This is a genomic window from Microbacterium allomyrinae (genome assembly GCF_020682705.1).
In the GTDB taxonomy this organism is placed as follows: Bacteria; Actinomycetota; Actinomycetes; order Actinomycetales; family Microbacteriaceae; genus Microbacterium; species Microbacterium allomyrinae.
Genome location: NZ_JAGTTN010000003.1, coordinates 64,824 through 76,755, shown reverse-complemented (window position 1 = coordinate 76,755; position 11,932 = coordinate 64,824). Strand labels below are relative to the sequence as shown.

Genomic DNA, 11,932 nt, shown 5'->3' with positions numbered 1-11,932 from the left:
AGGGGTTGCGCGATCCGATGTGGCCGGTCCGCCTGCGGTCAGATCCCGCGGGAGGTGTGCTCCTCGTGCGCCTCCGGCAACTCGCGCATGCCCCAGAACGGGCCGATGACCACGAACAGGCAGGCGAGCAGCTCTCCGGTCGCGGCGATCCAGATCGTCGGCACCGTCCCGATCCAGGTGCCGAGCGCGCCCGCGAGGAGTGCGGCGATCGGCATGACGCCCCACACCACGAATCGCACCGACGCGTTCATCCGCCCGAGCAGACGCGGCGGGGTGATCCGCTGGCGGAACGTGACCTGCGTGATGTTGTAGAGCAGGATCGTGAAGCTCATCACGAACCCCTGGATCACGAGCAGGGGGAAGGCGAGCGAGGGCACCAGCGAGACCGCAGGCAGGAAGAACGGCGCGATGCAGAACGCGATGGCGCTGATCGGGATGGCGCGCGCCTCACCCAGCCGCGCCACGATGCGGGGCGTGGCGATCGCACCGACGAGTCCGCCGACCGCGCCCAGCGAGAGCACGACGCCGAGCATCGCCGGCGTGAGACCGAGCTCGCGGAGCACGAAGATCGGCAGCAGCGTCGTGGCGATCGTGCCGAAGAAGTTCGCCGTGCCGGTCGTGCCGACGATGCGCCGCAGCAACGGGTTTCCGAACACCCACCGCAGACCTTCGCCGATCTCGTGGACGAGCGGCTTGTGATCCTCGGGGGCGCGCAGCTGCTCGTGATCGCGGGTGAAGAGGAGCGCGATGAGCGACGCGACGTAGGTGCCGACCGTGATGAGGATGGCGGCGGGGGCGGCGAGTATACCGACGAGCCACCCCCCGAACGCCGGGCCTGCGAGGCCTGCGAGATGCTCGGTCGACTGCAGCTTTCCGTTCGCCTCGGCGATCTGGTTCGTGCGCACGAGCGAGGGGATGATGCTCTGATTCGACACGTCGAAGAAGACGGTGGCGATGCCCATGACGAGCGCCACGGCGATCAAGTGCCAGATCTCGAGCACGCCGAGAAGGGCGAGCACCGGCAGGGATGCGAGAGCGACGGCGCGCACCGCATCGGCCCAGATCATGACGTGGCGCTTGCGCATCCGGTCGATCCAGGCGCCCGCGGGAAGGCCGACGACGAGGAATGCGGCGACCTGCGCCGCGCCGAGCACGCCGACCTCCCACTCCGTCGCGTTCAGCATCAGCACCGCGAGCACGGGGATCGCAAGCTCGGTGATCTGCGCGCCGAACTGGCTCAGCGCCTGTCCGCTCCACATCGTCATGAAGTTGCGGTCGCGCCAGAGCGATCCCTTTCGCGTGTCCCTGCCAGGCTCCGCGGGCAGGACATCCGGTGCCTCCGGGCGCGGGGGCCGGGCCTCGGCCCTCGCCTCGGCGAGCACGCCGGGGTCGACGTCGCCGACCGTCGACGGCTCATCTGATTGGGACATGTCAATCAGTGTGCGTCACTGATTGAGAACTGTCAATCAGTGACGTACGCTGGCCTCGTGGTCGAACACCGCGAGGAGCGCATCGAGCTTCGTCAGGGGGATCCCGAGGCGGAGGCGCGGATGCGCGCGCTGAGCTCGCCGCTTCGGCTGCGGGTGCTGCGCCTGTGCGCCTTCGAGTCGCGCACCAACAAGGAGCTCGCGGGCCTGCTCTCGGTCAACCCCGGCACGATGCTGCACCACGTGCGCACTCTCGTGCAGACCGGCTACCTCGTCGCCGAACCGGCCCGCGCGGGCGCGCAGGGCGCCCGCGAGGTGCCGTACCGTGCGACCGGCCTCTCGTGGCGCACCTCGATGCCGGGCGGATCGCCCGTGCTGGTCGAGACGTTCCTGCAGCAGATCGAAGGGGTCGCCGACGAGGACCTCGACGTCACGTGGATGGGGCTCAAGCTGAACGCCGCGCACAAGGCCGAGCTCGAGCAGCGGCTCTACGACCTCTTCCAGGACTTCAAGGACCGCGGGCCCGATCCCGACGGCGACACGTACTCGCTGTTCGCCGCGCTGCACCCCGACGACAACCCGCCGGCGACGCCCGCGACCGCGTGACGGGGCATCCCTTTCGTCGTACGTTCGTTTGCCGCAATCGGGCGCGTAGATCGCCCGATGCGACCGTTCGGGGCCACGTGGGCGCTGTTCTGCGCGGCGGAAGAGACGGCGAACTTCTTCGGTCAGCGGATGCCGGGGCCCGCGCCCGCCCGGATAACCTCGCCTTCATGACCACCGCCACAGCAGACCTCTACGACGAGCGCGGCGACGAGCTCGACTCGCTCGCGCTGCAGCTGCACGATCTCGGGGGTCGCGTCGCGTTCGACGGCCCGATCCGAACGGTGCGATGCCACCGGGACAACGCGCTCGTGAAGTCCGTGCTCGCCGCACCCGGCGACGGCGCCGTGCTCGTCATCGACGGCGGCGGATCGCTCGCCTCGGCGCTCGTGGGCGACCTCATCGCGGCATCCGCTGTGCGCAACGGCTGGGCCGGGATCATCGTGCACGGCGCCATCCGCGACCGTGCCGCCCTCGCCGAGCTGCCGTTGGGCGTCAAGGCGCTCGGCTCGAACCCGCGCAAGAGCGCCAAGGACGGCCTCGGCGAGGTCGACGTCCCCGTCACGATCGCGGGCGTCGTGTTCGCGCCCGGCCGGCACGTCTGGGCCGACGCCGACGGGGTGCTCGTCGAGCGGTGAACCCGCCTGTCGGGCGCGCACTTCATGTGCTCTCGCCGACATCACACGTCGGGTGCGCGCAGAACGTGTCGTCTCGGCGAGAGCACATGAAGTGAACGAGGGGAAGCGCCGCGGGCGCCCGTGTTGAGCAATGGAAGCAGACGAGACGCCCTTTGAGGCGACGGATGCCCCGCCCCGCCGCCGAAGCGGAGGGGCGGGGCATCCGTCGGCCGGTGGAGGGCCTCAGCCCGCAAGGGCCTCCGAGAGCTTGACGCGGCCGCCCATGCGCAGCAGCGAGTTCTCGTAGATGCGGGCGCCGATGAGGATCGCCGCGATGCAGGTGGCGATGAGGATCGCGAGCGACACGAGGGGCTCCCACCACTGCGCCGTCCCGAGGAACAGGCGCATCGGCATGCCGACGGGCGCCGAGAACGGCACGTACGACATGATGCCGAGCACCAGCGGGTTGTCGAAGAAGAAGATCACCAGGAAGTACGGCGCCATGATGAGCATCGTGAGCGGCGTCGTGGTCGAGCCGATGTCCTCCTGACGGGACACCATCGATGCCGCCGCCGCGAAGAGCGATGCGAGCAGGATGAAGCCGAAGAAGAAGAAGACCGCGAACCAGGCGATCGGCCCGCCCAGCCCCTGCAGCAGCGCGGTCTGATCGGTGACCGTGAGTCCCACGATCGCGATCGCCGCCAGGAGGAGGATCTGGGCCATCGCGAGGATCGTGTTGCCGATCACCTTGCCGGCCAGCAGCGACCGCACCGGGATCGCCGAGATGAGCAGCTCGACCACGCGAGTCTGCTTCTCCTCCACGACGCTCTGGGCGATCGTGCCGCCGAACATGGAGGCGGCGAACAGGAACACCACGCCGAATCCGATGGCTGCGATGTACCCGAGCGCGGCATTGCCCTCTTCGGGATCGAGCAGCTCGACCGTCGGCGTCTGCGCGAGCTGCAGCAGCAGCTGCGTCGGGACGCTCGTATCGGCGATGACCGCGAAACCGAGGGGGGACGACGGGTCGCCCACCACGGCGGCATCGACGTCACCGCTCTTCACGAGCTCCTCGGCCTCGGCGCGGTCGGCGACGTCGGTCACCTCGAGGCCCTGCGCGTCCGCCACGTACTGCGACGCGTCCGGGGTGACGGCGACGGGCGTGCCGCCGGCGTTCGCCGCCGCGAAGCCGCCCCAGATGACCAGGACGAGCGCGCCGAGCAGCAGGATCGCCGTCGAGATGACGAAGGCCTTGCTGCGCAGCTTCGAGCCGATCTCGCGCTCGGCGACGAGCCAGATCCCCTGCAGGGATGTCAGGCCGCGGGTGTCGGTGGTGCTCACTGGATGACCTCCTTGAAGATCTGCGCGAGGGTGGGATGCTGCGGCGCGAAGCTTGCGACGTCGCCCTGCGCGACCGCGCGGCGCAGCACTCGCTGGGCCGTCTCGTCGCTGTCGGCATCGAAGACGGCGTACCCGCCGTCGAAGTCGAGCACCTCGACGCCGGGCTCGGACCGGAGCCAGCCCGCATCGCTCGCCGAGACGAGCTCGAAGCGGCGCGTGGAGTGCTGGGCGCGGAGCGCGTCGCGGGGGCCGGCGGCGCGGATCGTGCCGCCGGCGATGATGACGAGGTCATCGCACAGGCGCTCGACCACGTCGAGCTGGTGCGACGAGAACAGCACGGCGGCACCGGCCGCGGCGCGCTCCTGCAGCACGCCGGCGACGACGTCGACCGCCAGCGGGTCCAGGCCCGAGAACGGCTCGTCGAGGATCAGCACCTGCGGGTCGTGCACGAGGGCGGCGGCGATCTGCGCGCGCTGCTGGTTGCCGAGCGACAGCGTCTCGACGTTGTCGCCGAGGCGCTCGCCGAGTCCGAGACGCTCGAGCAGTGCGGTGGCGCGGGTCGCGGCATCCGCCTTCGAGAATCCGTGCAGACGGGCCAGATACACGATGTGCTCGTGCACCTTCATCTTCGGGTAGAGGCCCCGCTCCTCGGGCATGTAGCCGAAGCGGCGACGATCGGATGCCGTCACCTCGACGCCGTCGAGAGTCACCGAGCCCGCATCCTTCGCGAGCACGCCGAGCACGATGCGCATCGTCGTGGTCTTGCCGGCACCGTTGCCGCCGACGAAGCCGGTGAGCCGGCCGGGGCGGACGTCGAACGCCACCTCGTCGAGGACGCGCCTGCCTCCGTAGCTCTTGGTGATACCGCTGAGCTGCAGCATCGTGTCTCCTTCCCACCGCCGGTCGAGTGCGGCGAAGTCCGTGTGTCGAGACCCACGCTACGCAGCGCCGCGCCGCGCGTCCTCCCTCCGGCGGGGGATACCGTCCCGCTCCTTCGAGAGGGGGAGTGCGTAACACACCGGAACATTGCATTCGACGGAATAGAACTCAGATTCATGTGCTTGCATGCATGTGGAACGTCCACGGTGGTCCCCACCGGGGGACGCCTTTGCCTTTTCAAGGAGAACAAAATGTCCGATCGGACCATCGGCTACATCGTCGGCAGCATCTCGTCGACCTCGATCAACCGTCAGCTGGCCAAGGCCCTCGAGCGTCTCGCTCCCGAGGGCACGACCCTCGTCGAGATCCCGATCAAGGACCTCCCGTTCTACTCCGTCGACCACGATGCCGACTATCCCCAGGTCGCTCGCGACTTCAAGCAGGCCATCGATGACGTCGACGGGGTCGTCATCGTGACTCCCGAGTACAGCCGCTCGATTCCGGGTGTGCTCAAGAACGCCCTCGACTGGGCTGCTCGGCCGTGGGGTCAGGGCTCGTTCAACGGCAAGCCCACCGCCGTCATCGGCACGTCGGGCGGCGGCATCGCCACGGCGGCCGCGCAGCAGCACCTGAAGGCCATCCTCAGCCACTACAACGCCCCGACGCTCGGCCAGCCCGAGGGCTACGTGCAGTCCACGCCGGGCCTGTTCACCGAGACCGGCGAGGTCACCGATGAGCGGACCGCAGAGTTCCTCGTCGGCTACCTCGAGGCCTTCGGCGCCCTCGTCGACCGCTACGCGCGCGTCTCCGTCGCGGCCTGACGCCTTCTCGAGACCGGATGCCCCGGCCCGTCGCCCTTCAGGGGTCCGGGGCCGGGGCATCCTCCGTTCCGGCGGCGCGAGGGTGTCAGGCGATGCCGTGGCGGTGCGCGTAGACGACGGCCGCGACGCGGTCGCGCGCGCCGAGCTTCTGCAGCACGTTCGACACGTGCGTCTTCACGGTGGCCTCGCCGATGTAGAGGCGCTGGGCGATCTCGGCATTGCTCATCGCCTGCGCGATGAGCTGCAGCACCTCGGCTTCGCGTTCGGTGAGCTCCGCGGCCGGCGCGGCGCCGGTGCGCGGTCCGCGAAACTCCACGGATAGAACGCTCGAGTGCGTCGTCCGGGCGCCTGGTGGGTTCGGAGCTGCGGGCTCCGTGGAGTTCTGATGCGGCGTCGCCGCGAAGCGTGCGATCACGCGTCGCGTGACCTCGGGGGCGAGCAGCGCATCGCCTGCGGCGGCCACGCGGACCGCGTTCATGAGCTCTTCCGGCCCGGCGTTCTTGAGCAGGAATCCGCTCGCACCGGCCGCAAGCGCGTCGAACAGGTAGTCGTCGCGGTCGAAGGTGGTGACGACCACGACCGCGGCGTCGACCTCGGGATCGGCGACGATGCGCCGCGTGGCCTCGAGCCCGTCCATGTCGGGCATCTGGACGTCCATGCACACCACGTCGGGGCGGAGAGCGGATGCCGCCGCCACCGCGTCGATGCCGGTCGCGGCCTCGCCCACGACGACGATGTCATCCGCCGATTCCAGAATCATGCGAAACCCTGCGCGCATCACGGCGTGGTCGTCGACGAGCAGTACGCGGATCGCCGGAGCGGTCATCGTCCGGCCCCCGCGCCCACGGCGACGTCGACCGGGACCCGAAGGCGCACCAGGAACCCGCCCCGCGTGCGCGGTCCGGCGTCGAGCGTGCCGCCCGAGGCGGTGGCGCGCTCGCGCATTCCGACCAGACCCAGACCGGGGCGCATCGGCGTCGTCGGCACCCGGCCGGAGTTCGCGACCTCGAGTTCGATCGCGTCGGAACCGTAGCGCAGGCGCACGTCGGCTGCGGCATCCGGACCGCCGTGACGGCGTGCGTTCGTGAGCGCCTCCTGCGCGACGCGATAGACGTTCACCTGCACGAGCTCGGGCACCTCGACCGGATCGCCCACGATCGTGAGGGCCGTCGGCAGGCCGTTGGCGTTCGCGTGCGCGACCAGGTCGGGCAGTCCCGTCAGGTGCACCGCAGAGCCCACGTCGGCGTCGGCGTGCGGGGTGCGCAGAGTCTCGAGCAGCTGGCGCAGTTCGTGCAGGGCCGAGCGGGCGGATGCCTCGACTCCGAGCAGAGTCCGGCGTGCGGCATCGGGATCGCGGTCGAGCACGGCTCGCGCCGCACCCGCCTGCACGCCCATCGCCGACACGTGGTGCGCCACGACGTCGTGCAGCTCCCGAGCGATGCGCACGCGGTCCAGTGCGACGGCCTGCGCCGCGGTGACCTCCCGCTCGCGCTCCAGCTCGTGGGTGCGCTCCTCGAGCGCGGCGCGCGACAGTGCTCCCGCGTACGCACGATCGCCGAGATAGTACGAGCCGCCGAAGAACGCCGCGTTCACGAGGAACTGGATGAGCATCATCGCGGCGAACGGCGAGAAAAGGCCCGCCTGCGAGAGCGCCTCGTCGCCGGGGTCGATCGCGGCCTGGAACGTGGTGATCAGCAGCCACACGAACATGCCGACGATGATCGCGACGCGCACATAGAGCGCTCGGCGACGGTTGTCGACCCACGCGCCCACCGTGTACATCGAGATGAACATGGCGATGTTGCTGACATAGAACTCGGGGATCCGAGCCGAGACTCCGGCGAAGAAGACGAGCGCGATCGTGACGGCGACGATCTCGGGAAAGCGCCGCCGAACCGCGAGCGGAGCCGCGAGACCCAGGGCGTAGAGCAGCGCCCACTCCATGCCCGGAGTGGTCTCGGAGACGTAGATCCCGGTGGCCGAGCCGAGTGCGACGCTCAGGACGGCGCCGAGCAGCAGCGCGGCGGCCAGCCACACGTCGTTGCGCAGGTCGCGCGCGGTCGGCGGCGGCCGGTGCGTCGGGCGGGCAGGCGGCGATTCGAGCATGCCTCCACGCTACGGGGGAGCCTCGGGCGCGGCATCCGTCGTGCGGGGGAGACGGATGACTCACTTGCTATTGACAAGCGTGCTTGCTTTTTGCAACCATAAGTCACGCCCACGCACTGCGTGAGCGGCTCACGTCCGAGTGGGCCACCCCCCGATCGACGACCGGCAAGGAGCAGGGCAATGACGCACATCTTCGTCAACATCCCGACGAGCGATCTCGAGCGCTCGAAGGCGTTCTACACCGCGCTCGGCGCGGGCATCAACCCGCTGTTCACCGACGAGAACGCCGCCTGCATCGTGTGGGACGAGAACGTCTTCTTCATGGTGCTCACGAAGGAGTACTTCGCGACCTTCACCGACAAGCAGCTCGCCGACCCCAAGACCCACGCGCAGGCCCTCATCGCGCTCAGCCGCGACTCGCGCGAGGACGTCGACCGGATCCTCGAGGCGGGTCTCGCCAACGGCGGCACCGAGCCGACCGAGGCGAAGGACTACGGCTTCATGTACAGCCGCGACCTCGACGACCCCGACGGCAACGGCATCGAGTTCCTCTACATGGACCCGGCGGCGGCCGAGCAGGGTCCCGACGCCTACCTGGCGGAGCAGGCGCAGGCGTAGGTGGCATCCCGCAGCTACGGGCAGTACTGCGGGGTCACGACCGCCGTCGAGCTGATCGGGGAGCGGTGGGCGATGCTCATCATCCGCGATCTGCTCGTCGGTCCACGCCGTTACACCGACCTCAAGCAGGGGCTGCCCCGAATCCCCACGAACATCCTCTCCACGAGGCTCAAAGAGCTGCAGGAGGGCGGTGTCGTGCGCCGTGTGCCGCTGATGAACTGCGGTCTCGTCTACGAGCTGACGCCCTACGGCCACGAGCTCGAGCCGATCGTGATGGCGCTCGGCCGGTGGGGATTCCAGGCGATGGGCGACCCCGAAGAAGGTGATGTCGTGACGGCCGATTCGCTCACGATGGCGCTGCGGACCGCATTCCGACCGGATGCCGCGGCCGCACTTCCGGCGGCGGACTACGAGGTGCACATCGCCGACGTCGCCCTGCGGGTGCAGGTCGACGGCGATCGGCTGCGCATCGCGCAGCTCTCGCCGTCGGCGGCGCCGGCGGCGGGCGCACGTCCGCGAGCCGCGGGTCCGGGGCGGAGCCCCATCTGCGGCAGCGCGCCCTCGGGCGAGCCCGAACTCGTCTTCGCGGCCGGCCCCGGCATCCGTCGACTCATCTCGGGCGAACTCACCCCGGCAGAGGCGATCGATCTCGAGGTGCTCGCGGTCGTCTCGGGCGACGCGACGCTGCTCGAGCGGTTCGCCGCGTCGTTCCACATCGATCCCGGGGTCGCGCTCGTCGCGTGACCGTCATCGGAAGGAGGCGACCATGACCGGTCGCATTCGCATCGACCTGTTCACCACGCTCGACGGCGTCGCGCAAGCACCCGGCGGGCCCGAGGAGGATCCGTCGGGCGCGTTCCCCTATGGCGGATGGCAGGCGCCCCTGATCGACGATGTCGTCGGGCAGAGCGTCGGTGCCGGCATCGACGGCATGGATGCGCTCGTGCTCGGGCGCCGCACGTACGACATCTTCGCGTCGTACTGGCCGCGCTACCGCGAGGGATCCGCGTCGGGCATCGCGCAGGTGTTCAACAGGATCCCGAAGTACGTCGCCTCGCGCGGCACCCCCGACCTGACCTGGCAGGGGTCGTCGCAGCTCGGGTCCGACCTGCGGGCCGAGATCGCGGCGCTGCGCGAGCGGCACGATGACATCCACGTCATCGGCAGTGTCGACCTCGTGCAGACGCTTCTTGCCGACGGCCTCTACGACGAACTGGTGCTCTGGATGTACCCGATCGTGCTCGGGCAGGGCAAGAAGGTGTTTCCCGACGGCGCGGCCCCGGCGAACCTCACGCTGCTCGCACCGCCGGTCACCTCGAGCACCGGCGCCGTGCTGCTGCGATACGCGCCGGCCGGCCTGCCGCGCACGGGTGACATGGGGGCGGCCGAGCGCGACGAGTGAGGCGGAGCGGGTCGACAGCTGCCGGCGGCGGCGTGCGCTCAGCGCGCTTCGCGGGCCACAGCCGTCACGGTGAACTCGGCGAGACGCCCCATCCGGCCCGATGCCGGGTCGAGATAGCGGATGCCGATCACGTGCGTGCCCGGCGTCGTGTTGCGGACGACCCGCAGCAGCGGGTCGCCGCTCAGCACGTGGCGGTTGCCGGTGGCGACGCCGTCGACCGAGACCGTGACCGTCGCCCCTCGGAGCCCGTCGAGAAGGATGTGGAGATCGTCGGCGATGCCGTCGAGGTCGCCGTCGACGAGGACGCCCTCGAGCGTGCCCGTCTCGGTCGTGACCACCGGTGCCGGCGCGGTGAACGGACCGACGGGAGCGCTCGCCACGGAGGCGAGCTCGTCGGGCGCGGTCTGCACCGCGCGCACCGTCATGCCGGCGCGCAGCAGATCCGCGGGGATGTCGGCGCGGAACGTTCCGTCCGAGGCCACGGTGGTCTCCGACAGCGGGGCGTCGCTCTCATCGATCAGGACGACTGCTGCCCCCGCCACGCCCGTGCCTGTGATCGATGACGGAATCGGAGCGCTCGTGTCGAGGACCTGGTGCATGGAGGGCGCAGCCGTGCGCACCAGCTCGGGTTCGGGTTCGGGTTCGGGTTCGGGTTCGGGTGTCGGTGTGGGCGTGGGCGTGGAGGTAGGCGTCGGTAGGGGAGCGGGAGCAGGAGTCGCCTCGGGCTGCGGGGACGGGTCCCCCGCGGGTGCGGGTGCGGGCGCGGGCGCGGGCACCGCAGACGGCGCCGGTGCGGGGGCCGGACCGGGGACGGGGGCCACGATCGGCTCGAGGTCGGAGACCGCATCGGGCGCTGGCGTGACGGCATCGACGGGGATCGCCGCGAGGTCGCTCGCGTCCTTCCGCTCCGCCTCGACCTGCTCCTGACGCACCGGAGCGTTCGCCGCCACGGTGCCGTCATCGATCGGTGCGCTCCACGGCGCGATCACGACGGCCGCCGCGACGGCGGCCGCCGCGATGCTTCCGACCCCGATCGCGAGGCCGATGGCGGGGAAGGCGGTGGCGCCGGCGCCCCCCGCGCCGACACCTCCGCCGCCGGCGCCCCCCGCGCCGGTTCCCCCGGTTCCGGACGTCCAGCCACCCCCGGTGGACGTCACGGATGCCGCCGCTGCCACGGCCGGTGTGGCGTCGGCGACGTAGGCGAGGGCCCCGGCCCCGCCAAGAACGAGTGGAAGCAGCACGATGCGCAGCTTCTGGGAGACGTGCTCGATGTCGGCCGCGACGATGCGGCAGGCGGGGCACTCGTGCAGATGTGCGTCGAGCCGCCGCCGGTCGCCGCGGCGAAGGGCGGTCTTCTCCTGCGCGACGATGCGCTCGCATGCCCAGCGGCATTCCGCGGGGCGGTGCGGATCGCTGATGTGCGCTTCCAGCCACGCCTGCCGGAACCCCTCGCGCGCTCGGTAGGCCAGCGCAGAGACCGCGTTCGGTGACATGCCGAGGAGCGGCGCGACCTCGCGCGGCTTCATGCCCTCGACTTCGATGTACCAGAGCAGTGTGCGCCAGCGGGCCGGAAGTTCGCGGAATGCCTGCGCCAGGACGGAGCGGTCGGCGATGAACTCGGCGGCGTCGGGCAGACCCTCGTCGGCACGTTCGTCGAGGTCGTCGAGCGGCAGCTCGGACGTGCGTCTGCCCCACGACGCGGCAGTGTTGCGGATCGTGCTGAAGAGGTAGGGCCGGAAGCCTTCGCGCGGGCCCGCGCCGCCCCGGATCGCAGCGAGGATCGACGTGAAGGCCTCTGAGACGAGGTCGTCCGGATCCACCGACGGGCTCACCGCACGGGCGGCGCGCCGCGCACTCGGGGCGTGCCGTTCCCAGAGGAGCGCGTAGGCCGCGTCGTCGCCGCCGCGTGCGGCATCGACGAGATCCTCGTCGGATCGCTTGCGAAGCGAGTCGTCGAGGACGGCGCGGCTCGGGGTGCTCACTTCTTCTCCTCGCCGGATGGCGCTCGGTCGACCAGACCGACGGGGACGGATCCGCGCCAGGCTAGCGATGCGCGCTGGGAATCCCCTGGCGAGGGTCCTCGTCAACGCGCGAGAATACGGGTCACCCTGCAAGACG

The 11,932-nt window shown here is 70.5% G+C and carries 12 protein-coding genes; 6 read left to right on the top strand and 6 right to left on the bottom strand.

All coding sequences use genetic code 11. From position 1 onward, the window contains the following. Positions 1 to 38 precede the first annotated feature (38 nt). Positions 39 to 1,430, bottom strand: a complete 1,392-nt coding sequence (locus KEC57_RS10120) for an MFS transporter (protein ID WP_229384500.1) — start codon at positions 1,428 to 1,430, stop codon at positions 39 to 41. A 57-nt stretch (positions 1,431 to 1,487) separates the two neighbouring features. Here KEC57_RS10120 and KEC57_RS10115 point away from each other — a divergent pair, with 57 nt between their 5' ends. Together KEC57_RS10115 and rraA are read left to right on the top strand one after the other, a co-directional pair. Then, the gene (locus KEC57_RS10115) at positions 1,488 to 2,033 is read left to right on the top strand and encodes an ArsR/SmtB family transcription factor (protein WP_229384499.1); all 546 of its coding nucleotides are present in this window, start codon (positions 1,488 to 1,490) and stop codon (positions 2,031 to 2,033) included. 167 nt (positions 2,034 to 2,200) lie between these two features. Further along, entirely contained in the window at positions 2,201 to 2,668 is a 468-nt protein-coding gene (gene rraA / locus KEC57_RS10110; protein WP_229384498.1) for a ribonuclease E activity regulator RraA, read from the top strand. A gap of 222 nt (positions 2,669 to 2,890) precedes the next feature. On the opposite strand, the gene KEC57_RS10105 is transcribed toward rraA, so the two are convergent. Both KEC57_RS10105 and KEC57_RS10100 read right to left on the bottom strand, forming a co-directional pair. Then, entirely contained in the window at positions 2,891 to 3,988 is a 1,098-nt protein-coding gene (locus KEC57_RS10105) for an ABC transporter permease (protein WP_229384497.1), read from the bottom strand. After that, positions 3,985 to 4,869, bottom strand: coding sequence for an ABC transporter ATP-binding protein (locus KEC57_RS10100; protein WP_229384496.1), 885 nt, complete (start codon positions 4,867 to 4,869; stop codon positions 3,985 to 3,987). The genes KEC57_RS10105 and KEC57_RS10100 overlap by 4 nt, the downstream gene beginning before the upstream one ends. Before the next feature lie 249 nt (positions 4,870 to 5,118). On the opposite strand from KEC57_RS10100, the gene KEC57_RS10095 reads away from it, so the two are divergent. Next, a complete protein-coding gene (locus tag KEC57_RS10095; RefSeq protein ID WP_229384495.1) occupies positions 5,119 to 5,688 on the top strand; it encodes an NADPH-dependent FMN reductase in 570 nt (189 codons plus the stop codon). 85 nt (positions 5,689 to 5,773) lie between these two features. On the opposite strand, the gene KEC57_RS10090 is transcribed toward KEC57_RS10095, so the two are convergent. Both KEC57_RS10090 and KEC57_RS10085 read right to left on the bottom strand, forming a co-directional pair. Further along, positions 5,774 to 6,514, bottom strand: a complete 741-nt coding sequence (locus KEC57_RS10090) for a response regulator (RefSeq protein WP_229384494.1) — start codon at positions 6,512 to 6,514, stop codon at positions 5,774 to 5,776. Next, positions 6,511 to 7,794, bottom strand: coding sequence for a sensor histidine kinase (locus tag KEC57_RS10085; RefSeq protein ID WP_229384493.1), 1,284 nt, complete (start codon positions 7,792 to 7,794; stop codon positions 6,511 to 6,513). Before KEC57_RS10085 ends, KEC57_RS10090 begins: the two co-directional genes overlap by 4 nt. A 180-nt stretch (positions 7,795 to 7,974) precedes the next feature. Here KEC57_RS10085 and KEC57_RS10080 point away from each other — a divergent pair, with 180 nt between their 5' ends. The 3 genes from KEC57_RS10080 to KEC57_RS10070 are packed head-to-tail and all read left to right on the top strand — an operon-like array spanning position 7,975 to position 9,814. Then, complete coding sequence (locus tag KEC57_RS10080) at positions 7,975 to 8,412, top strand: VOC family protein (protein WP_229384492.1); 438 nt, start codon at positions 7,975 to 7,977, stop codon at positions 8,410 to 8,412. Further along, entirely contained in the window at positions 8,413 to 9,156 is a 744-nt protein-coding gene (locus tag KEC57_RS10075; protein WP_229384491.1) for a winged helix-turn-helix transcriptional regulator, read from the top strand. Between the two features lie 22 nt (positions 9,157 to 9,178). Next, a complete protein-coding gene (locus KEC57_RS10070) occupies positions 9,179 to 9,814 on the top strand; it encodes a dihydrofolate reductase family protein (protein WP_229384490.1) in 636 nt (211 codons plus the stop codon). Between the two features lie 38 nt (positions 9,815 to 9,852). Here the strand turns inward: KEC57_RS10070 and KEC57_RS10065 are convergent, their stop codons facing one another. Next, positions 9,853 to 11,796: a sigma-70 family RNA polymerase sigma factor gene (locus KEC57_RS10065; protein WP_229384489.1), complete on the bottom strand. Its 1,944-nt coding sequence runs from the start codon at positions 11,794 to 11,796 to the stop codon at positions 9,853 to 9,855. Between the last annotated feature and the right edge of the window lie 136 nt (positions 11,797 to 11,932).

What these genes read in the sequence shown, in the direction of transcription:
- KEC57_RS10120 (WP_229384500.1), bottom strand. Translation starts at nt 1,430, where the DNA reads ATGTCCCAATCAGATGAGCCGTCGACGGTCGGCGACGTCGACCCCGGC.
- rraA (WP_229384498.1), top strand. Translation starts at nt 2,201, where the DNA reads ATGACCACCGCCACAGCAGACCTCTACGACGAGCGCGGCGACGAGCTC.
- KEC57_RS10100 (WP_229384496.1), bottom strand. Translation starts at nt 4,869, where the DNA reads ATGCTGCAGCTCAGCGGTATCACCAAGAGCTACGGAGGCAGGCGCGTC.
- KEC57_RS10095 (WP_229384495.1), top strand. Translation starts at nt 5,119, where the DNA reads ATGTCCGATCGGACCATCGGCTACATCGTCGGCAGCATCTCGTCGACC.
- KEC57_RS10090 (WP_229384494.1), bottom strand. Translation starts at nt 6,514, where the DNA reads ATGACCGCTCCGGCGATCCGCGTACTGCTCGTCGACGACCACGCCGTG.
- KEC57_RS10085 (WP_229384493.1), bottom strand. Translation starts at nt 7,794, where the DNA reads ATGCTCGAATCGCCGCCTGCCCGCCCGACGCACCGGCCGCCGCCGACC.
- KEC57_RS10080 (WP_229384492.1), top strand. Translation starts at nt 7,975, where the DNA reads ATGACGCACATCTTCGTCAACATCCCGACGAGCGATCTCGAGCGCTCG.
- KEC57_RS10070 (WP_229384490.1), top strand. Translation starts at nt 9,179, where the DNA reads ATGACCGGTCGCATTCGCATCGACCTGTTCACCACGCTCGACGGCGTC.